The 22641-nt window shown below is 69.5% G+C and carries 22 protein-coding genes and 1 other RNA gene; 9 read left to right on the top strand and 14 right to left on the bottom strand.

Annotation, left to right across the window (positions count from 1 at the left end; genetic code table 11):
* Positions 1 to 41: 41 nt before the first annotated feature.
* Entirely contained in the window at positions 42 to 1259 is a 1218-nt protein-coding gene (locus ABLG96_RS13355) for a citrate/2-methylcitrate synthase (RefSeq protein WP_353647866.1), read from the bottom strand.
* Between the two features lie 84 nt (positions 1260 to 1343).
* Here ABLG96_RS13355 and ABLG96_RS13360 point away from each other — a divergent pair, with 84 nt between their 5' ends.
* A complete protein-coding gene (locus tag ABLG96_RS13360) occupies positions 1344 to 2558 on the top strand; it encodes a citrate synthase (RefSeq protein WP_353647867.1) in 1215 nt (404 codons plus the stop codon).
* A 73-nt stretch (positions 2559 to 2631) separates the two neighbouring features.
* Here the strand turns inward: ABLG96_RS13360 and glnA are convergent, their stop codons facing one another.
* Both glnA and ABLG96_RS13370 read right to left on the bottom strand, forming a co-directional pair.
* Entirely contained in the window at positions 2632 to 3972 is a 1341-nt protein-coding gene (glnA, locus tag ABLG96_RS13365; RefSeq protein WP_353647868.1) for a type I glutamate--ammonia ligase, read from the bottom strand.
* Positions 3973 to 4029: 57 nt separating this feature from the next.
* Complete coding sequence (locus ABLG96_RS13370; RefSeq protein WP_353647869.1) at positions 4030 to 4521, bottom strand: DUF4188 domain-containing protein; 492 nt, start codon at positions 4519 to 4521, stop codon at positions 4030 to 4032.
* Positions 4522 to 4622: 101 nt separating this feature from the next.
* Between ABLG96_RS13370 and ABLG96_RS13375 the strand changes: the two genes are divergently transcribed.
* The 4 genes from ABLG96_RS13375 (at position 4623) to ABLG96_RS13390 (ending at position 8490) form a co-directional block, all read left to right on the top strand.
* Positions 4623 to 5225 (top strand): TetR/AcrR family transcriptional regulator, encoded by a 603-nt coding sequence (locus ABLG96_RS13375; RefSeq protein WP_353647870.1) that lies wholly within the window; start codon positions 4623 to 4625, stop codon positions 5223 to 5225.
* 9 nt (positions 5226 to 5234) lie between these two features.
* A complete protein-coding gene (locus ABLG96_RS13380) occupies positions 5235 to 6404 on the top strand; it encodes a hypothetical protein (RefSeq protein WP_353647871.1) in 1170 nt (389 codons plus the stop codon).
* Between the two features lie 370 nt (positions 6405 to 6774).
* Entirely contained in the window at positions 6775 to 7146 is a 372-nt protein-coding gene (locus ABLG96_RS13385; protein ID WP_353647872.1) for a hypothetical protein, read from the top strand.
* 81 nt (positions 7147 to 7227) lie between these two features.
* Positions 7228 to 8490: a hypothetical protein gene (locus ABLG96_RS13390; protein WP_353647873.1), complete on the top strand. Its 1263-nt coding sequence runs from the start codon at positions 7228 to 7230 to the stop codon at positions 8488 to 8490.
* A gap of 20 nt (positions 8491 to 8510) precedes the next feature.
* Here the strand turns inward: ABLG96_RS13390 and ABLG96_RS13395 are convergent, their stop codons facing one another.
* From ABLG96_RS13395 to ABLG96_RS13410, 4 genes are all read right to left on the bottom strand, one after another.
* Complete coding sequence (locus tag ABLG96_RS13395) at positions 8511 to 10163, bottom strand: alpha/beta hydrolase (RefSeq protein WP_353651500.1); 1653 nt, start codon at positions 10161 to 10163, stop codon at positions 8511 to 8513.
* A 72-nt stretch (positions 10164 to 10235) separates the two neighbouring features.
* Positions 10236 to 11210 carry an EamA family transporter gene (locus ABLG96_RS13400; protein WP_353647874.1) on the bottom strand — a complete coding sequence of 325 codons (975 nt, stop codon included), beginning with the start codon at positions 11208 to 11210 and terminating at the stop codon, positions 10236 to 10238.
* Positions 11197 to 11403 (bottom strand): hypothetical protein, encoded by a 207-nt coding sequence (locus ABLG96_RS13405; RefSeq protein ID WP_353647875.1) that lies wholly within the window; start codon positions 11401 to 11403, stop codon positions 11197 to 11199. Before ABLG96_RS13405 ends, ABLG96_RS13400 begins: the two co-directional genes overlap by 14 nt.
* Before the next feature lie 36 nt (positions 11404 to 11439).
* Positions 11440 to 12900, bottom strand: coding sequence for an RNB domain-containing ribonuclease (locus ABLG96_RS13410; protein WP_353647876.1), 1461 nt, complete (start codon positions 12898 to 12900; stop codon positions 11440 to 11442).
* Between the two features lie 324 nt (positions 12901 to 13224).
* Here ABLG96_RS13410 and rnpB point away from each other — a divergent pair.
* Positions 13225 to 13644, top strand: an RNA gene (gene rnpB / locus ABLG96_RS13415) — RNase P RNA component class A.
* A gap of 206 nt (positions 13645 to 13850) precedes the next feature.
* On the opposite strand, the gene ABLG96_RS13420 is transcribed toward rnpB, so the two are convergent.
* Positions 13851 to 15032 (bottom strand): bifunctional RNase H/acid phosphatase, encoded by a 1182-nt coding sequence (locus ABLG96_RS13420; protein WP_353647877.1) that lies wholly within the window; start codon positions 15030 to 15032, stop codon positions 13851 to 13853.
* On the bottom strand, positions 15029 to 15754 hold the full coding sequence (locus tag ABLG96_RS13425; RefSeq protein ID WP_353647878.1) for a C4-type zinc ribbon domain-containing protein: 726 nt from the start codon (positions 15752 to 15754) through the stop codon (positions 15029 to 15031). Before ABLG96_RS13425 ends, ABLG96_RS13420 begins: the two co-directional genes overlap by 4 nt.
* A gap of 128 nt (positions 15755 to 15882) precedes the next feature.
* Here ABLG96_RS13425 and ABLG96_RS13430 point away from each other — a divergent pair, with 128 nt between their 5' ends.
* Genes ABLG96_RS13430 through ABLG96_RS13440 form a run of 3 tightly spaced genes read left to right on the top strand, consistent with a single transcriptional unit; the run spans position 15883 to position 18574 of the window.
* A complete protein-coding gene (locus tag ABLG96_RS13430) occupies positions 15883 to 16416 on the top strand; it encodes a low molecular weight protein-tyrosine-phosphatase (RefSeq protein ID WP_353647879.1) in 534 nt (177 codons plus the stop codon).
* A complete protein-coding gene (locus ABLG96_RS13435; protein WP_353647880.1) occupies positions 16413 to 17438 on the top strand; it encodes an SURF1 family cytochrome oxidase biogenesis protein in 1026 nt (341 codons plus the stop codon). The genes ABLG96_RS13430 and ABLG96_RS13435 overlap by 4 nt, the downstream gene beginning before the upstream one ends.
* A complete protein-coding gene (locus tag ABLG96_RS13440; protein ID WP_353647881.1) occupies positions 17435 to 18574 on the top strand; it encodes a glycoside hydrolase family 76 protein in 1140 nt (379 codons plus the stop codon). The genes ABLG96_RS13435 and ABLG96_RS13440 overlap by 4 nt, the downstream gene beginning before the upstream one ends.
* A 26-nt stretch (positions 18575 to 18600) precedes the next feature.
* Here ABLG96_RS13440 and ABLG96_RS13445 read toward each other — a convergent pair whose 3' ends face one another.
* The 5 genes from ABLG96_RS13445 to ruvX are packed head-to-tail and all read right to left on the bottom strand — an operon-like array spanning position 18601 to position 22634.
* Entirely contained in the window at positions 18601 to 19182 is a 582-nt protein-coding gene (locus ABLG96_RS13445) for a hypothetical protein (RefSeq protein WP_353647882.1), read from the bottom strand.
* On the bottom strand, positions 19179 to 19835 hold the full coding sequence (locus ABLG96_RS13450; protein ID WP_353647883.1) for an A24 family peptidase: 657 nt from the start codon (positions 19833 to 19835) through the stop codon (positions 19179 to 19181). Before ABLG96_RS13450 ends, ABLG96_RS13445 begins: the two co-directional genes overlap by 4 nt.
* Before the next feature lie 30 nt (positions 19836 to 19865).
* Complete coding sequence (locus tag ABLG96_RS13455) at positions 19866 to 20714, bottom strand: shikimate dehydrogenase (protein WP_353651501.1); 849 nt, start codon at positions 20712 to 20714, stop codon at positions 19866 to 19868.
* Between the two features lie 19 nt (positions 20715 to 20733).
* Positions 20734 to 22203, bottom strand: a complete 1470-nt coding sequence (gene mltG, locus ABLG96_RS13460) for an endolytic transglycosylase MltG (RefSeq protein WP_353647884.1) — start codon at positions 22201 to 22203, stop codon at positions 20734 to 20736.
* The gene (gene ruvX / locus ABLG96_RS13465; RefSeq protein ID WP_353647885.1) at positions 22200 to 22634 is read right to left on the bottom strand and encodes a Holliday junction resolvase RuvX; all 435 of its coding nucleotides are present in this window, start codon (positions 22632 to 22634) and stop codon (positions 22200 to 22202) included. Before ruvX ends, mltG begins: the two co-directional genes overlap by 4 nt.
* Between the last annotated feature and the right edge of the window lie 7 nt (positions 22635 to 22641).

Here is a 22641-nt window from a genome sequence, read left to right on the forward strand (position 1 = left end):
CCGATGTTCCGACCCCCGGGTTCGTCGGGCCCGGGCGGGCGTCAGCGGGACAGCGCGGGTACCGGGATCGGCGGGGGTTCGCCGATGTAGGCGGCGCTCGGGCGGATGATCTTGCGGCCGCGGGCCTCCTCCAGGATGTGCGCGCACCACCCGACCACCCGGCTCACGGTGAAGGTGGGGGTGAACATCGACCGCGGAATACCGCACTGCTCCATCACCACGCCGGCGTAGAACTCCACGTTGACCGGGAGCGACCTGCCTGGTTTCAGTTCGGCAAGCGCGGCGAGCACCTGTTGCTCGACCTCGGTGGCGAACTCGATCAGCTCTCCCCCGAGCCCGCGGCCGATCTCCCGCAGCATCCGGGCCCGGGGGTCTTCGGTGCGGTAGACGGCATGACCGAATCCCATGATCCGGTCCCCACGCCCGACGGTGTCGTGCACCCAGTCGCGGGCGCGGTCGATGCTGCCGATCTCGTCCAAGCCGTCGAGTGCGCGGTCCGGGGCCCCGCCGTGCAACGGACCCAGGAAGGTGCCGATGGCGGCGCACACCGCAGAGGAAAGGTCCGAGCCCGCTGAGGCGACTGTCCGGGCGGTGAAGGTGGAGGCGTTGAAGCCGTGGTCGACGGTCGATGTCAGGTAGGCGCCGATGGCAGCCACGTGCGCCGCGGTCGGTTCCTCGCCCGTGACTGCACGCAGCCAGTACTCGGCCGTCGACAACGACGGATCCACCTCGACCACCGGCAGTCCGAGGCGGTGCCGGTGGAGCCGGGACAGCAGGACCGGGGTCACTGCGCAGACCCGCAGTGCAGCGGCCGGTCGGTCTGCCTCCTCCGATCCCCACAGCGGGACGGTGTCGTCCCGCGCGGCGAGATATGACAGTGCGGTCCGCAGCGCCGGGAGCGGGTGGAAGTGCTGCCCCGCAGCGGCAATCGTCGGCAACAACCGGTCGAGGTCGTCCGGGATCTCCCGCAGCGCGGCGACCTGCGCGCAGAACGACGCCGACTCGGCAGCGTCCGGAAGACGGCCGTGGACCATCAGGAACCAGACGTCCTCGAAGCTGCGTGATTGCGCGAGCTCGACCGCCGAGTACGGCCCGTAGTGGTAGAAACCCTCGGTGCCGCGCACATCACCGATCTCCGTGGTCGCCACCACCACGCCGGCCAGACCCGCTGGCACATCGAGGGTCCCGCTGCCGGTCGCGGCGCCGCCGACGCCGCGGCCGGGGTCCGTCCGGGGTACTGCCTGGTCTGTCGTCGTCATCGGGATCGACCTCCTGTCGCCTCCACCGTGCGCCAGACATTGATCGGGTGTCAATGTTGATCAGATCAACCTAGGATCGCAGGAGTGGACACCGCTCCAGCAGTTGCACCGCTTCCAGATCACCTGAGCACCGCGCAGGTGGCGAAACTGCTCGGCATCAAGCGGGAGACGGTCTACGCCTACGTCAGCCGCGGACTGCTTCCCAGGGTCACGATCCCCGGTCGACGCGGCTCGTGGTTCCGCAGCGATCAGGTGGAAGCATTGCAGCGCAACGCCTCTCGCCCTGTGCACAGCGGTCTGGCCGAACGGATCAGAACCCGGATCACGCTGCTGACGGACGACGCACAGTACTACCGTGGGCTGGACGTACGCGAGCTCGCCGACACCCGTTCGTTCCCCGAGGTCTGTGCGCTGCTCTGGGAATCCGGTGCCGTACACATCCCGGTGGTCGCCGAGAACTCGCAGCCGTCCGCCGACCCGATGATGCGTCCGATCGATGTGATCCGTGCCGCACTCGGGCTCGACGCCGCGCGACAGACCGTGCGCGGAGACCTCAGTCGCGACGGAGTGGTCCGGACTGCAGGCGAGCACATCGGCGCCGCCGTCGCCGCACTCCCACTGCTGGGCCGACCGCTCGGACGACGAAAGCACCAGCTCGATCCGGTGACCGCCGGCCTGTGGCCCCGACTCACCCGGCAGCGCGCCGACCCACACCGGCTGGCCGTGCTGCGGGCCGCACTCGTACTGCTGGCCGACCACGAACTGGCGGCATCGACGACCGCTGCGCGGGTCGCCGCCAGCGTCCGGACCGATATCAGTGGCGTGATGCTGGCCGCACTCGGAGCCATGGACAGCCCGCTGCACGGCGGCGCTCCGGCCACGGCGCGCCGGCTGCTGCAGGAGGCCGTGCGCGATCCCGACGCGGTGATCAGCACCCACCTCGCCGAGAACCGCCGCCCGGCCGGCTTCGGGCATCTGGTCTACCGGGAGCAGGATCCGCGCGCGGAGCACCTGCTCGCCGGGATCCGGGTGCTGCCCGGGATCGATGCCCACCTGCGGTCGGTGTCGACACGCCTGGTCGACGAATGGCGGACCAGGCGAGGCTGGTTCCCCAACACCGACTTCGCCCTCGCGCTGTTCGCCGAGGCGACCCAGCAGCGGGACGGCGCCGGCGAGGCGGTGTTCACCATCGCGCGACTGGCGGGCTGGACGGCGCACGCGCTGGAGGAGTACCAGGAGGAACCGATGCGCTTCCGCCTGCACGCCGTCTACGTCGGACCACGACCTGGCGATCGCTGAGCACCTGCCGCCCGCGACACCTCAACCAGGGTGCCGGCGAACACGGACGTGCCCGGGCGAGCAGGCCGACCCCTCAGAGCGAGAGGTATCGCTTCAGCTCGTACGGTGTCACCTGACGGCGGTAGGCCTCCCACTCCGAGCGCTTGTTGCGCAGGAAGTAGTCGAAGACGTGCTCCCCCAACGCTTCTGCGATGAGGTCGGAGTTCTCCATCACCGTGAGCGCTGCTTCCAACGAACCAGGCAGCTTGGCCAACCCCATGGCACGACGCTCGACGTCCGGCAGCGAGGAGACGTCAGATTCGATCGGGTCCGGCAGTTCGTAGGACTCCCGGACTCCGCGCAGACCGGCCGCGAACACGACGGCGAACATCAGGTACGGGTTGCAGCCGGCATCGGGCAGTCGGAACTCGATCCGCTGGCTGGCGGAGCGTCCCGGCGAATAGTTCGGCACCCGGACCAGCGCCGAGCGGTTGGCCTGGCCCCACGAGACAACAGTGGGCGCTTCCTCGCCGATCACCAAGCGCTTGTAGGAGTTGACCCACTGACAACTGACGGCGGTGATCTCCGGCGCGTGCTTCAGCACGCCGGCCAGGAACGCCCGACCGGTGGCCGACATCTGGTACTCGCCGTCGGGATCGTGGAAGGCGTTCGTCTCCCCTTCGAACAGCGAGAAGTGGGTGTGCATCGCGGACCCGGGCTGGTCCGGGAACGGTTTCGGCATGAAGCTGGCGTGCACGCCCTGGGTCAGCGCCACCTCGCGGACGACATACCGGAACGACATGATGTTGTCGGCCATGGTGAGCGCGTCGGCGTAGCGCAGGTCGATCTCCTGTTGGCCGGGCGCACCCTCGTGGTGGGAGAACTCGACGGAGATGCCCATCGCCTCGAGGGTCTCGATGGCGCGGCGGCGGAAGTGCGGCGCCGTGTCGTGCGATGCCTGGTCGAAGTAACCGCCGCGGTCGGCCGGCTCGGGAGCCGTCCCGTCCTGCGGCAGGTCCTTCATCAGGAAGAACTCGAGCTCGGGGTGCACGTAACAGGTGAACCCCATCGCGGCGGCGTCCTCCATCACCCGCCGCAGCACGTGCCGGGGATCGGCCCACGAGGGCGTTCCGTCCGGCATCGCGATGTCGCAGAACATCCGCGCCGAGTAGGACTTGCCGTCGGCGGTCTCCCACGGCAGTACCTGGAAGGTGGACGGATCCGGTTTGGCGACCATGTCCGACTCGTGCACCCGGGAGTAGCCCTCGATGGAGGACCCGTCGAAGCCGATGCCGTCGGCGAAGGCTCCCTCGAGCTCGGCCGGGGCAACTGCCACCGATTTCAGGTAGCCCAGCACGTCGGTGAACCACAACCGGACGAACCGGATGTCCCGCTCCTCCAGGGTGCGCAGGACGAACTGTTGCTGACGATCCATGGCTCAACAGTAGAGCGCCGGGTTCCCGACGAGAACAGCACGCCACCGCGTGCTGCCTCACTCGGCGGCGGCTGCCCGCTTCCAGCGCTGCGTCGCGGTCGATGTGCCGGTACCCAGCTGCTCGACACCCAGTGCCCTGCCCAGGCCGAAGGCCGGCATGTTGACATAGACGACCTCGTGCGGGCTCGGCTTGATCTGGTACGTCTCGTGCCAGACGCCGACATCGCCGCCGCCCCCGACTGCCTTGTTGAAGGTCCGCCAGGCCGGCAGGTGCGCCAGGTCGGGATCACGGGCGAAGCGGACCAGGTGCTCCTGGCTCTGCCAATAGCTCAGCAACATCGTCGTCCGGCCGAACCAGCTGTGGAAGGACAGCAGACCGGACTCCGGGTTCTTCGCCAGGTGCGTCAACATCCGACCCATCGCCATGCCGGTGCGGCTCCACTGCCAGGGTTTCCACCACCGATTGACGCGCATCCCGATCAGGAAGACCGTCACCGGTTCGTCGGTCGCTACGGGTGTCGCCGTCCATCGTCCCGGATTGATCGCCATGCTGCTGCTCCTGGGGTCTGCGATGGCAGAAGTTCTGCAACACCGTTACGTAACAGTGTTACACAACTCTCGGAGCGCGGGAAGGGGGTTAGCCTGACGTCATGGCACGACCCCGCATCCACGACGACGCACTGCGTGATCAGCTCCTGGACGTGGCGGCCCAGGAGATCGCCGGCCATGGACCGGATGCGTTGAGCATGCGTGGACTCGCAGTGACCGCCGGCACCTCGACCAGGGCTGTCTACACACTCTTCGGCGGCAAACCCGAGCTGATGGCCGAGCTGTGCGACCGGGCGTCCGCCGATCTCGGTCGGTCCCAACTCAGTGTCGCTCTCTCCGACGATCCGGCAGCCGACCTGATGGAGCTGGGCCGCAACTACCGCCACTGGGCACTGACCAACCAGCACTCCTTCGCCATCCTCTTCGGCGGCGCCGTTGACTCGATCCTGCCGGTGGACTTCGACGGTTCTCCCCGCTTCGACTCGATGACCCCGCTCAGCGACGCGGTTCACAGACTCCTGGCGCGGCTGGGTTCCGCCGCCGATCCGAACGCCGTCGTGCTGTCGCTGTGGGTGGTCGTGCACGGCTTCGTGACGCTCGAACTGAACGGTCTGATCCTGGCTCCGGACGACGTCGTCGCGCAGTTGTTCGAGACCAACACCAGGGCAACGCTGAGCGCCTGGACCTCCGGCGCCGCCGGGTAGGTTGATCGGATGTCCGCGCCAGAACACGATTCGAGCGGTCCCCTGATCACCCCTGAAGCGGCCCTGCTGCGCATCCCCGCCGGTCTGTTCGGCGACGATGTCACCGCGGTCGATCTCGAAGTCGACTGGGTCCTGGACGGGCAGGGCACCTCCTTCGCCCTCGGCGGCAGCGACTGGCTGCTGCGCGTCCAGCGGCCGCTCGCCCACCGGTTCGAGTACAAGGTGATCGTGCGGCGTCCGGGGGGCGATGAGTACCGCACCGATCCCACCCACCCGCGTACGGTCCCCGGCCCGTTCGGCGACAAGTCGGAGATCGCCTTCGGCGATTACGCCGCCCCGGCGTGGCTCGGCACACCGCCGCTGGATCGCGAGGTCGTGCTGCCGGCGGCGACGGCGATCAGGAGCAGCAACAACAACCGCAGCGCCGGCCACAGCGCCAGCGACGACAGGGACACCGACCGGGACACCGACGAGGTTGTCCCGGTCCGCCTGATCACCCCGGCGGACCTGGCGGACGACGTCGACGCACCGCTGCTGCTGGTGCACGACGGCTCCGACATGCTCGAACGCGGGTCGCTGGCCCGCTGGGCTGCCGCGCAGCCGCAACCGCTCCGGCTGGCCCTGCTCGATCCCGCGCTGGGACGGCGCAACGACTGGTACGCGGCCAACGACGACTACGCCGACCATCTCGCCTCGGTGGTGATTCCGATGCTGCGTGAGCAGGTGGCCGTCAGCACCGTCATCGGCCTCGGTGCGAGCCTGGGAGCCCTCAGCATGGTGCACCTGCACCGCAGGCACCCCCACGCGGTGGATGCTCTTGCGCTGCAGTCCGGTTCGTTCTTCACCGCCGAGCTCGACCCCCAGGAGGAGCACTGGCCGCTGTTCCGCCGGGTGTGCACCGCGGTGGCCGCGATCATGGCGGCACTGCCCGTGCAGGTCCGGCCGATCCCGGTACTGATGACGGTCGGCGCCATCGAGGAGAACCGGTCGAACAATGAGAAGATGGCCGGCGCGCTGGCCTTCCAGGGGTACCCGGTGGATCCGCGCATCGTCCCCGATGCCCACACGATGATCGGCTGGCGCGACGCCTGGTCACCCGGTCTGGACCAGCTGCTGGCCGGAGCGAGCCCGGTGACGGCACCAGCCCGGGACCCGAACGGCCGCGAGGAATCCTTGTGACGCACAGCCGTTTCCTGCAGCTGCCTGCCGCACGGATGGGGCAGGAGTCGGCGCAGATCGTCGTCCACGGTCACTACGGGCGACCGGTGCTGTGGTTCCCCTCCGAGGCCGGCTCCCCGCACGACTTCGCCGACAACGGTCTGCTGGACGCTGTCCGGGAGCCCGTCGACGAAGGCCGGATCAAGGTCTTCTGCGTGCCGAGCTATGACCAACAGTCCTGGTCGGCGTCCTGGAAACCGTTGCAGGACAGGGCCCGCGCGCATCTGGCGTACGAGGACTGGATCCTCTGGCAGGTGGTCCCGTTCATCATCGACGACTGTTCCGGCCGCCGCGACATCGTCACCTGCGGGACCTGGGCGCGTTCCACGCGGTGCTGTTCGCGTTGCGCCATGCCCACCTGTTCCCGCACGCACTCGCCATGTCCGGCAATTACGACCCCCGGTCCTGGCGCGGGTGGGGCGAGTCGAGCTCCGAGGAGTACCTCACCAACCCCACCCAGTTCGTGCCCGGGCTCGGTGACGGTCACCTGGACTTCCTGCGGTCGGCGGTCCGGATCAGCCTGGTCGTCGGATCGGGCCAGTGGGAGGACACCACCGGCGCCCACTCCTCCACCCATCGGTTGGCAGAGATGTTGCACGACAAGGGAATTACGCACGATCTGTTCGTCTGGGGACGTGAGTGGCCGCACGACTGGCCATCCTGGCGGGCGCAGGCAGCCACCTATCTCCACGACCTGGGCTGACGATCCGCCGCGCGCTCCGGACAGGCAGATCGGGAACGCCCGGGTGCCCAACCGGTCCGCCCGATGTGTGAGGATCGTCGCATGAGAATCGGCGGCACGGACTCGACCACCAAACTCATCGGCCTGCTCCTGGGCACCGAGAACGACTGGCCACAGGCGTTCGAGACGCTGCTGCACCGGTTGGGGCCGGTTCCGCACTCGGGTCGCGACTACACGATCGAGACGGAACGGCTCACCATCGAACCGTTCGACCTGCGCGCCCCGGTTCGCCAGGACGTCGTCATCGACCGGCTCGCCTGGTGGTACTTCCACCCGCGGGAGTGGCTGAAGAAGGCCGCGCTGGTCGACGACACCTATCTGCTGAACAACCCCTTCACCTTCCAGGCGATGGAGAAGCACTCGGCGTACTGCGCGATGATCCGGCTCGGGTTCGACATTCCGACGACCGTGCTCGTGCCCTACAAGAACCCGGTCGACAGCGAGAAGTGGACCTACACCGCCGGGACCTACAACCTGCCGTTCGATCTGGACGAGGTCGCCTCCCGGGTCGGGTTCCCGCTGTTCATGAAGCCCTTCGACGGCGGCGCCTGGCGTGGGGTCTCCCGGATCGACGACACCGCCCAGCTGCACCACGCCTACGACGCCAGCGGCCAGATGCTCATGCACCTGCAGGCCGCCGTGTCGCCGTTCGACGCCTTCGCCCGGTCGCTCACCATCGGTCCGGAGACCCAGGTGATGAAGTTCCGCCCGGAGCTGCCGATGCACCATCGCTACGAGGTGTCGCACGATTTCCTGTCACCGGAGGCCGGTCAGGAGGTGCTGACCCTGTCCCGCACCATCAACGCCTTCTTCCGCTGGGAGTTCAACTCCTGCGAGGCGCTGGTCACCGGCAACCGCGTGCAGCCCATCGACTATGCCAACGCCTGCCCGGACATCGCGATCACCTCGTTGCACTACTACTTCCCGTGGGCGACCCGGAACCTGTTGTCCTGGAGCGTGTTCTGCGCCGTCTCGGACCGGCGCCCGAAGGTCGACACGGCCACCCGCACCTGGTTCGACGTGGCCGACGATCCCGACCTGTCGTGGAACGACAAGCTCGGCCGCTATGCCGAACTTGCCGATGACTACTTCCAGGCCGACCAGTACCGGGAGTTCTGCAGCACCAGCCTCGCCTCACTCCCGGAGATCGTGCACACCTGGGTGGGCAGCAGCAACTTCGACGATCTGCTGGTCCGCACCGTCCGAGCCACCTACCCGGCGCACGAGCAGGACGAGTTCGTGGCGCACTTCCGCGGGCTGCTCAAAGCTTGGTACGACGACAACGCAGCCGGAACGACCGACTGAGGTCTCCCGTGGCGGTCCGCTCAGCTGCAGGTGGCGTCCGTCGAGGGAAGGGTCAGATCAGTGAGGTAGGCGTCGCCGATGTCGTCGACACAGGAGATCTGCGCGTTCAGGTAGGCCGTGTGCCGGTCGCGCTTCACCGTCACCAGTGACGCGCCGAGGTCCCTGGCCAGGTCGACACCCGCCTGGTACGGGGTGGCCGGATCACCGGTAGTCGAGATCACGAGCACCTTCGCCAGGCCGGGGGCCTTCGGGGTGTGCGGGGTATATGTGGAAGGCACCGGCCAGTAGTCGCACACCGACTTCGTGTGCACGACCGGGTCGCTGGGATCGGTGAACGGGGCCGCGGCGTTGTACTCCTTCTCCAGTGACCCGTCGGTGGCCTCCTGGCTGGGACGATCCACACAGTTGATCGCGGTGAACGCGTCCTGCAGCGGCGAGTACTTGCCCGTCTTGTCGCGGTCCTCGTACTGATCGGCCAGTGCCATCAGCCCGTCACCCTTGCCGGCCGCGAGATCGCTGAGCGCTGTCCGCAATTGGGGCCACAGAGCGTCGGAGTACATCGCCTGGATGGCACCGGTGACGGCGTCGTTGAAGGTCAACTTCCGGCCGTCCGCGAGCGTCAACGGCTTGGCCAGCAACGGGCGGACCAGCTTCTGGAATGACGTTGTGGCGTCGTGGGGAGCGCTGGCCGCTGCGCCCAGGGCACACCCCGAGGTCTTCGCACAGGAGGCGGCGAAGGCCTCGAAGGTCTTCTGGAACGACGTGGCCTGGGCGATGAGGCTCGTCCGGGAGTCCTCGGTCGGGTCCACCGCGCCGTCCAGGATCATCGCGCGCACGTTGTCGGTGAACTTCTCGGCGTACTCGGTGCCGAGGCGGGTGCCGTAGGAGTAGCCGACGAAGGTCAGCTTCCGGTCCCCCACCGCGGCGCGCAGGACGTCGATGTCGCGGGCGCTGTCGCGAGTGCCCACATTGGCCAGGAAGCTCTTGCCGTCGATGCCCTGTGGCTTTCCGGTGCGCTCGACGCACCGCTCGGCGGTCTGCTTCGCCTGGTCGTTCAGGGCGTCGATCCCGGCCTGGGTGGCCGTGCGCAGGTTCGCCGCCCTGGCAGCGTCCCGCTCTGCGTCGGTGTTGCACTGCACGATCGGCAGCGAGGCGCCGGTGCCGCGGGGGTCGAACCCGACCAGATCGAAGCGCTGCTGCAGACCCTTGGCCACGCCGTAGGCGGCGAGTTGCCCGACGAGTGACATGCCGGACCCGCCCGGACCGCCCGGGTTGAAGATCACCGAGCCGATCCGCTGCGCGTCCCCACCGGTCGACTTCGCGCGCAGGACGCCGATCTGCGCGACCTCGCCGTCGGGATTCGCGTAGTCCACCGGCACCTTCATCCGTGCACATTCCAGGCCCGGCGCGGCATAGACCTGCTTGTCGATGTTGCTCGCCGCATACTTCTTGCAGTCTCCCCAGGCCAGGGCCTGGGTGTAGTAGGCATCCAGCCCCGCGGGGATCGGTCCGATGTCGGCCGGCCCGGTGGACGTCGGGCCGGGATCTGCAGTGCCGGTGGCCGTCGTCGCCGCGGTGGTCCCGTCCACGGCGACACCGTCGACGGAGGCGCACCCCGCGACGAGCAGGACGACGACAGCCGCCAGGGTGAACCGTCGGGATCCGGGCAGCATTCTCACAGCAGTGTCCTCACAGCAGGAGTCTTCACGGGTGTGCTCACGGCGGCGTGCTCACGGCGGGTGCTGTCAACCGCTGGTGCCGACGAGCGGTCGCTCGTCGACATCGACCACGGCCGTCGTGCGGCTGCGCGCCTCGTGCAGCGAGAGTGCGGTGACGGCAACGACGATCAGCGCCACGCCGATCCACTGGGACCCGTCGAGCACCTTGTCGAACCACAGGATGCCGATCACCGAAGCGGTCAGCGGGAAGGCCAACTCGGCCAACGTGGCGCGGGACGCGGCCGTGTTCCGCAGACCCCGGTAGTACAGCAGCATCGCCACCAGGCCGACGACGAGGGCGAGCGCCGCGACCGAACCGGTCGATTTCAGGTCAGCGACCCACCAGGGCGATCCGGTCGCCGCCACCATCGCGGCGCTTGCCGGCAGCCCGAACGCGAAGCGCAGGGTGGTGAGCTCCAGCGGACCGATGGTGCGGGAGGCGAGCCTGCCCAGCACCGTTCCAGCGGCCCACAGGGTGGCAGCACCCAGGGCCAACAACGCGACATTGATCCGGTTGATGCTGACCTGCGTCGGGTCGGGGAAGGCGAGCAACCAGGCACCGATGAGAGCCGGGATCGCGAAGAACGCAAACCGGGGCCGCAGTCTTTCGCCCAGCAACAGCGCAGCCCCGACCATGGCGATCACCGGTTGCAGCTTCTGCGTCACCACCGGGGTGATCGGATCGCCGGAGCGGAACGACAGGGTGAACAGGACCGTGGCGATCGCCGAGGCACCCACCCCGATCCCGATGGCGGCCAGTTTGATCGAGACCGGCGAAGCACCGAACGCCCGAAAAGCCCTCAGCAGGAACGGGCTCAGCGCGAGCACCAGGATGACGTGTTCGGCGAAGACCACCGTCGACGCTGCCGTGTTCTGGGCGAGCGGCAGCCGGAAGATCGCGTCGGTACCCCAGAGGGCGGCAGCGATCGCGACCAACCAGGTCGCATCACGGCGCGGACGGATGGTTCGCGTGCCGACGCCGGCGAGGTCAGTCCTGGTCACGACCGGCCCAGGACTCGTCTTCGGACTTCAACCGCTCTTCCCGTTCACGCACCGCCTGCAGCGCGTTCGCGGCTGCTTCCTGTGTCGGGTAGGGCCCGAGCAGATCGGCGGAACGGCTCTGCCCTTCCTGCTCGGTCTGGCCGGTACGGACGTTGAAGAACCACTGGGTCTTGCGACCGATCTCGTCTCCCATGCCCACAGCCTGCCACGCTGGCGGACCGACGCGGCGTCAGGCTGCCGCGACGACTTCGACACTGATCGCCTCACCGGTGACACCGAGCAGCCGGACACGCACCCGCGCACCCTCCTGCAGGCCGCGAGCGGATGCTCTGGCCTGCACCGGAGGATCGGTGAGGGTGATCGAGGCGCGGTCCCGCTGCGCGTCGATCTGGGTGACGACACCGTCGAGCTCGCTGCCGATCCTTTTCGCCAACAACCCCCCTGCGATGGCCGCGACACCCCGACGGTCCAGGGCGTGCGCCTGCCGGTCGGTGCGCTGCATGGTCTCGATGACCTGATCGACCTGGTCGGTGACCCACCCGGGTACGGGCTCCCCGGCTGTGTGGGCGAGGCAGTACTCGGTGGCGAACCGATCCACCAGCCGCCGCAAGGGCGCGGTGACGTGCGCGTAGGGCGCGCCGACGCCCGCATGGGAGATCTCGTCGGCGGGCGGGGCGCCGCCGTCGAACGCGCGGTAGCCCGCGCCCCGCAGCAACGTCACGGCATCGGCCAGGAAGGCCGCGTCCCTGGGTCGGTCGGCATGCAGACCGGCGATCACGTCGCCCGGTTCGACCCCGGCCGGCCAATCGATGCCCAGTGCCTTCGTCTCTGCGCGCAGCCGCTGCACCGACCGTTCGTCCGGCGCGGGCAGCACCCGCAGCAGTCCGCTCCCTGCCTCGAGCATGATCTGTGCGGCAACCATGCCCGTCAGCAGGCTGATCTCGGCGTTCCACTGCTCGACCGGGGACATCGCCCGCAGCACCAGTTGCCAACCACCGGCCGGACCCGGCTCGATCTCGACGTCGGGCAGGTCGAGGGTGATGGCGTGGCGCGCCCGGGCCGCCGCGAGTCGCTGTTCGCCGACGACGCGGAGCGCAGCGATGGACGGATGAATGCCTCGACCGCTGTCAAAACTGGCCTGCACGCCCGGATAGTCCAGGCGCGCAACGGATCTCATCACACAGCGGGCCACAGTCCAGCTCGTCGGGAGGCCATGGGCATCCAGTTCGACGGTCCACAACACGGCGCGTCGCACCTGGTCGGGGAGCAGGCTCACCGCTCCCTCCGACAGGTTCGGCGGGTAGAGCGGATCTCTGCGGTCCGGGCTGTAGAAGGTCTGACCGCGGCGCAGCGATTCCGCTTCGAGCGCGCCGCCGACTCCGATGACACTGCCCAGGTCGGCGATCGCATACCGAACACGATGTCGACCGGCGCCGAGATCCTCGAGGTGGACTGCCTGGTCGAGATCCATCGAGCCGGGTGGATCGATGGTCACGAACGGGATGTCGAGCACATCGACGACGCCGGGCGGGTCGGGCTCCGGTGCGGACCGGGCGGCGATCGCATCCGCCTCGGCGACGGCCGCGGGAGGGAAATCGTGCGGGATGGCGAGTTCGGCACGGAGGGCGTCGAGATCGACGGTTCCGGCGAGGGCGGCAGCGTGGGCGCCGACGATCCGCTGGGCTGGCATACGGCCAGCGTAGAGCGGCCGGCTCGAGCGGGGTGGGACGGGCTGCCGGTGCCGTCGAGGTCGACCCGAGAATCGACCCCGACGAGCAGAGTCCCCCGACCCCACAAGGTGCCCCTTCGGCCGGCCTGTCCTGCATCGACCGTTCCCGCACCTTCTCACAGGTCAGTCCGATCGGCAGAGCAGAGTGACCCAATTGTTGCCGTCGGACCTCACCGATCTCCCAGCAGGCACTGCGGGGTGCCCGAGTGGGCTCGGACCGGCCCGGATACTGCCCGGTGTCGAGCCACGCCGGTAGAAACCCACGCCGGTATGATGCGAGGTGGATCAGGCGGCTGGGCAACCGCGTCGGCACCGCGAGGTGTCGCCGAGGAAAGTCCGGGCTCCACAGGGCAGGGTGGTTGTCAACGGCAACCCGGCGCGAGCCGCGGGACAGTGCCACAGAAAACAGACCGCCACCGCGGACGACCGACCCTCGGGACGGGCGTCGCGGCGGTAAGGGTGAAACGGTGGTGTAAGAGACCACCAGCACCTCGGGTGACCGGGGTGGCTCGGTAAACCCCACCCGGAGCAAGGTCGAGATCGTCCGGTTCGCCGGACGTGCACAGGCACATGAGGGCTGCCCGCCCGAGTCTGTGGGTGGACCGCTGGAACGTGCCGGCAACGGTACGTCGAGATGGATGGTTGCCGCCCGGACTCCCGTGAGGGACCCGGGTACAGGACCCGGCTTACAGGCCGCCTGATCCCTTCACAGTGCGGGCTCTGTGCTCTGATCACGTCGACGGGTGACGAGATGGTTCCCCTCGATCAGCATCTCTGCAGGCCGGCCTGCGAAAACATCGATCTGGGGCCATTTGTTCGTCACCCGCGCCGCGGGCGAGTTTCCGCAGGAGCCTCTGCGCCAATGGCGTTCGGGCGGCCGGTTTGCGTCACCCGCTCGGGCGAGGCGGAGCTCAGCGATTCGGCAGATGGCCGGTGTCGTTCAGCGACACCAGAGCGGTCGAGCCGTCTGCTCCGACGGTGATCCGACTGATCGAACAGTTGTCGATCCGGGTGCGGTAGGCCAGGGTCGCCGGCGCCCCCAGTGCGGTCACCACGATCATCTTCGCGACCGCGGCGTGGGTGACGAGCACGACTGTCCGGCCGCGCTGTTCGTCCAGGATCCGGCGGATGCCGGAGCGCACCCGCGCGCGGATGTCCTCGAACGTCTCGCCACCCGGCGGCGCCGCTGCCGGGTCGCTGCGCCAGCTGGCGAACTCCACCGGCGACCGTTCGGCGATCTGTGCGGCCGTGAGGCCGGTCCAGTCCCCCAGCGCGCCGTCCACGAGCTCCGGCGCCACCTGCACCTCGTCGGCAGCCACCGAGGTCCCGGCGGCGATCATCTCAGCGGTCCGCCGGCAACGACCCAGCGGCGAGGTCAGCACGGCGCCGACGCCGAGCGGCGCGCAGCGATCCGCCACCGACCGGGCCTCGGCGATACCCCTGGCGGTCAGCGGGACGTCCTCGCGACCGGCGAATCGGTTGTCGGCGCCCCAGGTGGTCTGTCCGTGCCGGACGACGATCAACGTCGTCGCGCCGTCGGGATCGATCACCGGTCCGGCGGCCGGATCGGTCGCCTCCTCGTCGGGCCCGTCGGGAGCCGTCACCGCTGCCGGAGGGTCCACACTCGTCAGCTCGTCCACCAGGTCGGCGGCATCCGACGGCTGCCACGTCCGTCCCTCCGCCTGCGCATCCATCGCGGCGTTGGCCAACGCATCGGCCAGCTTGTTCTTCGCCCTGGGTACCCAGTCGAAGCTCACCGCCTCGAACTCGGACAGCAGGTTCCGCGCCGACCTGGCCAACACCTGCAGGTCGGGGTGCTTGATCTTCCAGCGCCCGGACATCTGCTCGACGACCAGCTTGGAGTCCATCCGCACCTCGACGACCGCAGCGCCCAGGTCTGCGGCGGCCTGCAGCGCGGCGACCAGCCCGGAGTACTCGGCGATGTTGTTGGTGGTGTTGCCGAGTCCGGCAGCGCGCTCGGCGAGCACCCGGTCATCGGTGTCCAGCACCACGGCGCCGTAGCCGGCCGGTCCCGGATTGCCCCGCGAGCCGCCGTCGGCGTAGACGACGACCCGGTGCGGACCGCCCGTCACGAGCGGATCAGGATCGCGCCGCACTCGTCGCAGCGCACGACGTCGTCGACGGCGGCGGCGCGGATCCGCCCGATCGCGACCGCGTCCAGGCTCAGCCGACAGGCCTGGCACTGCGCGCCGTTCAGCCGGGCCGCGGCGATCCGGCCGGTGGCCCTGATCTTCTCGTACAACGCGAGCAGGTCGGCGGAGAAGTGCGAGACCTGTTCCGCGCGAACAGCTTCCAGCCGGCTGATCTCGTCGTCCAGGTCGGCGAACGCGTCGTCCCGCCGGGTCTCGGCGGCCGCAACCTCCTGCTGCAGGGCTTCGTGCGCAGCCACGGCGGCGGCCTGGGTCTGTTCGGCCGATTCGGCCCGCTCCATCAACTCGAGCGACTGGTCCTCCAGTACCCCCTGACGACGGGCGAGGGATTCCAGCTCGTGCTGCAGGTTGGTGAGGTCCTTCATCGGCATGGTGCCGGCCGCGAGCCGCTGGTTGTCACGTTCGCTACGGGCTCTGACCTGGTCGATCTCGCCGTCCAGTTTTCGGCTGTCCCGCTGCAGGTCTGAGACATCGGTGTCGGCGAGGATCCGGGCGGTCCGCAGCTCCATCAGGCGTGGCGCCGCCGCCGCCAGCACGGCCAGCTCCGGCAGGGTCTGTCGGCGATGCTTCGCTCCGTTGATCGCCCGATCGGTCTCGGCGAGGTCGATCAGCCGGTGCTGCTCGAACGGGTCTGCCTTCGGCACGCGTGCATCTCCTGGTGTCTGTGGGTGTGTCCAGACGCTACCGCAGCGACCTGGGCTCAGACCGGGTCGCAGGGTCGCCGGCGCAGCACCCCGCTCAGTCCGTTCGGCAGAAGTGGAACACTGATCACGTGAGTCGCTCCCCGTCCGAAACCGCGCCCGTACGGATCAGCGTCGTGTGCAGCGGCAACATCTGCCGCTCCCCGATCGGCGAGAAGGTGCTGCAGGCCAGGTTCGCCGAGGCCGGGCTCGCGGACCGGGTACGCATCTCCAGCGCCGGTACGGGCGACTGGCACGTGGGTGACGGGGCGAACCACGGCGCCGTCGCCGTCCTGCGGCGGCATGGCTACCCCACCGACCATGCAGCTCAGCAGATCCTCCCGGCGGACCTGGCCGACCTCGATCTGGTGCTGGTCGCCGATCGCGGGCATCTGCGGGTCCTGCGCCGCCATGCTGCCGAGGTCGGGTTCGACGCCGAGAAGATCAAGCTGATCCGCAGCTTCGACGACACCGCGGACTCCGACGACGTACCTGATCCCTACGGTCGACCGGACGCCGAGTTCGAAGACGTACTGAGCATGCTCGAGGCCGCGGCCCCCGGGGTGATCGAATGGGTCCGCCGAGAACTGCTCACCGCCGGACCCACGGCATCGGAGCACCGGTGAGCGGCCCCGTCCTGCAGGCGGCGCCCACCCCGGCGCCGGAGGACGGGCTGTCTCAGGAGCGCTCGCGGGCCGCGTTCCTCGCCTCCCCCGGATGGATCAGTGCGATCGTCGGAGCGATCGTCGGGTCTGCGCTGTGCTTGTTCGTCCTCGCGCCGTGGCAGTTCAACCGGAACGCCGAACGCTCCGCCGAGAACGCCCGGATCATCTCGACAGCCACCGCCGATCCGGTCCCGCTGGCCGAGGTGCTGCCGGCCGGGGCGCAGGCGACGGACCAGCTGGCCTTCCGACCCGTCACGGTGACCGGCACGTTCCTGGCCGGCGAGCAGGTCGCTGTCGGCCTCCGGCAGAACCAGGCGAGCCAGCCCTCGCTGGAGATCCTGACGCCGCTGCGGCTGTCCGACGGATCGGTGCTGCTGGTCGATCGCGGGTACCTCTCGGCCAACACCTACAACGGCTCGATCCCGCTGCCCCCACCGCCTGCCGGCATCGTGACGATCACCGCCCGGATCCAGCCGTACCAACCGGATCCGTTGCAGCGCCCGGCGATCCAGCGCAACGGCTACCTGGAGGTGCGCGGGATCGTGGCGACCTCGGTGCCCGGTCTGAGCGACGTCCGCGGCGGGTTCGTCCAGCTCACCGAGAACAGCCCGGGCGTGCTGGGAGCGATCAGCGTGCCGCAGGTCGAGTCGGGTCCGTTCCTGTCGTACGCGTGGCAGTGGATCACCTTCGGCACCATGGCCCTGCTCGCGCTGAGCTTCTTCATCTACCGCGAGGTGGTCGATCCCCGCGATGATCCGGCCGAGAACCCCGACGCCGACATGTCTCCCGAGCGCTCCGCCACCGCGGGGCCGCGTACTGGACCAGCTGACGCCGCCCCGACCGACGACAGCGCCGACCGGGACGACAGCGCCAACCGGGACGACAGCGCCAACCCGGGCGGCCCGCCCATCGCGAAACCCCAGCGGCGCAGCCGATCCGCCCGGACGCCACGGTTCGATCGCAGCCAGCTCTACGATTCGTGATCGTCGGCGCGGCGGCACTCGCCGAACGAGCGGTGGTGCACCGTCATCTGCGTCGGGTGTGGGGGGTACCCGGCACGCGACTGGGCGTGGTCGGTCATCCCGCGGGCGCGGGCGAGCGGTTGTTCCTCCGTTGGCACTACTGGTGGCAGGCGCATCTGCTGGACTGCGTCGTCGACGCGCAGCACCGGCTGCCGACCACCGAGCGGGCAGACACGATCACCGCGATCGTCGATGGACACCGGCTCCGCAATCTCGGGCTGCTCGGCAACAGGTACTACGACGACATGGCCTGGTGGGCGCTCGCGATGCTGCGGGCCGACCCCCTCGTGCAGCGCGATCTGACCCCGTCCGTCGATCTGCTGGCCCGGCGGATCAAGGACGCGTGGAACACCGATCACGGCGGGATCCCGTGGCGCAAGCGCGATACGTTCCTCAACGTGCCGGCCAGCGGACCGGCCGCGATCCTGTTGGCACGACGCGGATTCCTGCTCCGAGCCACCGAGATCACCGACTGGATCGAACGGTTGCTGCTGCGCGGAGACGATCATCTCGTGGGCGACGGGCTGCATCCCGATCCGGGACGTCCCGGCGGCTACGACATCGGCGCGAAGGTCTACACGTACAACCAGGGGGTCGTGCTGGGCGCCGAGCTGGAACTCATCCGGCGGGCCGCCGCCGACCCCGCGAGGCTGCACCGGCTGGTGGCGGCGATCGCGACGCATCTGACCACCGAAGCAGCGCCAGGCCGGGTGCTGGTCGGAGAGGGCGGGGGCAACGGCGGGCTGTTCACCGGGATCCTGGTCCGCCATCTGACCAGGGTGGCCCTCGACCTGCCCGGCACCTCCTCGGCCGACGAGCGGACCAGGGACGTCGCGACTCGACTGGTGCTGCACTCGGCGGACGCTGCGTGGTCGCACCGCGCCGAGATCGACGGCTTGCCGGTGTTCGGCGCCGACTGGAGCGTGCCTGCGCAGGTGCCTCGACCGGGCGGGGCAGGCCGGGTGCAGGGCAATGCTCGGGTCGACGCGAGCCGTCAACCCGAGCGTGACCTGTCGGTCCAGCTCGCCGGCTGGATGCTCATGGAGGCGGCGGAGTCGTTGCAGCGCAGTTGCCCCCGCCCTCTGACGGCGTGGTGAACGGCATCGGGACGCGAACTCCCCCGTCAGCGTGACGGCTGGATTCCCCGGTGGCTCGGACGCTCGGCGACCCGGGGATCGAGCAGGCCGAACAGCAGCATCGCGGCGCCGAGCAGGGCCAGCGCCATCCCGATCAGGGTCAGGATCTGGCCGGCTCCCCCGGACGCCGTGCCACCCCCCAACAGCGCTGCCGGGTCCGGGTCGAGCATCCGTCGGATCGACCACCAGCTCCCCAACGCCGCCAGCACCGCGACCAGGCCACCGCTGAGCCGCAGGGCTGTCGGCCGCGTGCTGCGGGCAAGCACTGTCGCCGCGCTCAGCAGCAGCAGTGCAAGTGCGATCGACAGGGTCACCCAGCCCGGCCGGAAACTACCCAGACCCGCGAGCACGTCGTTGAGGTTCTCCCCGGCGAGCTGGGAATCGCCGCTCACCGAGCCGATGCCGCTGACCCGAGTGGCGCCACCGGTCAGAGTGGGGATCACCAACCACGACAGGAAGGCCCCGGTCACGGTGCAGGCAACCGCTGCCACGAGCACCCCGGCGAGCAGCGCGAAGATCGACGTCCGACCACCTGTGCCGGCCGACCGGCGGTCGCGGGCCGCGCTCATCGCGCGACCTCGACGGCGCCGGCGAGCAGGACGGCGACGAAGGCACCCGTCACCAGGAACGGTCCGAACGCAACGGCGCTGCGGGCCGCGAGCCGGCGGGACGCCAGCCCGAGGATCGCAATCAGCCCGGCCGATACGAAGGTGATCAGCAGAGCGCTGAGCACGGCGTCCCACGACACCGCGCCGAGCGTGGCGCCCAGCGAGACAGCCAGTTTCACATCCCCCCAGCCCATCGCTCCGGGCGCGAACACCGCCGGAAGGGCGAAGAGCAGACCCACGACGACCGCAGCGATGAGTGCGCGCAGCAGCACCGTTCCCGACCCCCCCGGCGTCAGCTGCGGCGCGAGCAGCAGACACAGGCCCGCGGTCCCCACCATCACCGGATAGCTGATGGCGTCAGGGATTCGGTGATGACGCAGGTCGATCGCAGCCAACACCACGCCGAAAGCCGTGATCCACCAACAGAGCCAGACCGTGGGGTGCGGCCACACCAGCAGCCCGGCCGCCGCCGCCAGCAGGCCGGTCGGGATCTCGACCGAGCCGACCGGCAGTACCGCACCACGGCGCAGATGTGCTGCCAAATAACGGGTTCCGGCACCGAACAGCACCCCGGTAACACCGGGGAGCAATGCCTGGAGGACACCGTTGTTCATGACGCACCGTCGTTCATGACGCACCGTTGTTCATGACGCACCGTCAGCCGGCAGCGGGAGCGGTGGGCCGTCCGGCACCGCGGCGGCCAGCGCATCCCGCATGGCCGCGATCGGAGCGAGCTGCCCGGTGAACAACTCGAACTGGCGGACCGCTTGGTGCAGCAGCATGTCCTGGCCGGTGACAACCACCCGGTCCGTGGCGCCGGCAGCCACCAACGCCGTCGGCCACGGGTGGTAGACGACGTCCAGGACGACGGGGATCCCGGCCAGCAGGTCCGCCAGTGGGTCAGCGGCACCCGCGGGCACCGTCGAGACGAGGAGCTCGCAGCCGCCCAGGCCGGCGATGGCTGCCGCGTCGAACCCGATCCCGTGAGCGCTGAGTCCCAACGCGCCGGCCAGTTCCAGGGCGGCGGCTGTGGACTCGGGCCGCCGACCCGCCACGACGAGGGAGCCGACCCCCCGTTCGGCCAGGGCCGCCACCACGGCGAGGGCGGTTCCGCCGCCGCCCAGCACCAGCGTGCGTCCGCCCACCGGCACCCGGTGTGCGGCCAGCGCCCCGATGACCCCGTCCACGTCGGTGTTCTCGGCACTCCAACCGCCGTCCGGCAGGCGGACCAGGGTGTTGGCCACCCGCAGCCGATCGACCCGCGGGGAACGCACGTCCGCGACGGCAGCCGCGGCCGCCTTGCCCGGCATCGTCACCGACAGGCCGCGCCATTCCGACGACAGCGCCGCGACGAGATCCGGCAGATCCTCTGCGCCACAGTCGATGCGTTCGTAGCTCCAGCCGCGCAGACCCGACGCCCGGTAGCCTGCGGTGTGCAGCACCGGGGACAGCGAGTGCTCGACGGGACGCCCGAGGACGGCGCACCGCCGCAGCCCATCCCCCGAAGCCGGTTCATCCCCCGAGTACACCGGCCGCCCTCGCCTTCTTGATGCATGCCTCGTGCTGATGCATGGTCACGCTGAAGCACGAGTTGCCCTGCTGGTCGACCTTCACGAAGTACAGCCAGTCGCCCGGGATCGGCTCGAAGGTGGCGTCCAGCGAATCCTCGCCCGGCGAACTGATCGGGGTGGGTGGCGCACCGATCACCCGATAGGTGTTGTACGGGCTGGACACCTCGAGGTCCTTGAGCGTGACGCCGAGCTGTGCGCGGTCCAAGGCATAGTTGACGGTGGAATCCATCTGCCACTTCATCTTCGTCTTGATCCGGTTGAACACCACCCTGGCGACCTGGGGCATGTCGGCCGTGTTCGATTCGCGTTCCACCACCGAGGCGATGATCACCGCCTGGTACGGCGAGATCCGCGCACTCTCGGCATTGGCGATCACGTCGGAGGCGTTCCACCGGACGGCGGCGGCAGTGAAGACCGAGGTGAGCAGGGTGGCGGCATCCGCGCCGGGCGGCACGTCGTAGTCGCCGGGCAGCAGCATCCCCTCGAGCCGATTCACGCCGGCGGGTTGTCGGGTGATCTCCGGCTGGGCCCAGTCGACGATGCCGAGCTGGGCTGCCGGCGTGGACGTCGCCAGCTGGACCAGCTGCTGGACGGTTGCACAGTTGCTCTGACCGTTCAGCGGCACGCAGGCCGCCTGCGCGAGTTGGGACAGATACCCGGGCACCACGGTGCCGTTGGTGGAGGTGACATCGGACAGCCGGAGGCCCGGGATCACTCGCAGCCGACCGACACGGTTGGCCGCGTCGGCGAGCTGATCGGCGGCCGAGCTCGCGGACGAATGCATCCTGAGTCGGAAGTAGCCCGGCTGCAACGCCGCGATGTCCTCGTCCCCAGTCCCGACATCGACGAAGGCCACGGGACTGGCGACCACCTGCGCCTGCGCCAGCGTGTTGGCGATGTCAGTGAGCGCATCGCCCTGCTCGACGTGTACCACCACCTGGGTGTCGCCAGTGCCCACGAAGTCGCGGATCTCCTGCACCTTCGGTGCCCGCCACTGCAGCACGAGGGCCGTCGCCCCGCCGGCGATCACGGCCAGCACCGCGATGGCGACGATGATGGACCGGCGTCTGCGGCGAGCACGTCGGCGATGATGCTCGACCACCTGCCGCTGCTGATCGCGACGGGAGGTCCGGGTGGCGGGGCGACGTTCGGTCGACGGGGCGGATCCTTTGTGCGCGGAGCGGCGCAACGCGGCCCGCAATGCCTCGAGGTCGAGGGCGTCCTGCTCGTGGTGATCGTCATCAGCGCCGTGCCCGGTGCCCGACGCGGCCTGCTGCCGGTACAACCCCAACGCGTCGTCCGGGTGGTCGACGCCGTCGCCCGGGTGCTCGGCTCCCCCGTCGTCCGGGTGTTCGGTGTCCCCGGTGCCTGCTGGATCCCCCGCTCCCCTCCCCTGGCGTCGCCGGCTCACCTGCGGAGCCCGTCGAGCCGGGTCTGCAGGATACCGACGGCAGCCGCCTGATCGACGATCTCCCGTCGCGCCCTGCTGTCGATCCCCCGGTCGGCGAGCATGCGGTTGGCGGAAACACTGGTGAGACGTTCGTCGATGAAGACGATCGGGATCTGCCGCTCGGCGTTCGCGAGCAGATCGGTGAGGGCCGCGGCGTAGTCGCGAGCGGCCGCGACGGCCGGGCCGTCCGTCCCGCGCAGGGTGCGGGGCAGACCCACCACGACCTCCACGACCTCGAACTCCTCGATCATCGACACCAGCTCGGCCAGATCCGCGCCCGAAGGATCCCGCCGCACCGTTGCCACCGGAGTGGCGAGGATGCCGCCGGGATCGCTCCGGGCGACCCCGACCCGGACGCTACCGACATCGATGCCCAATCGCACTCCGGACACGGGGTGA

This window comes from Nakamurella sp. A5-74, from assembly GCF_040438885.1.
Lineage (GTDB): Bacteria > Actinomycetota > Actinomycetes > Mycobacteriales > Nakamurellaceae > Nakamurella.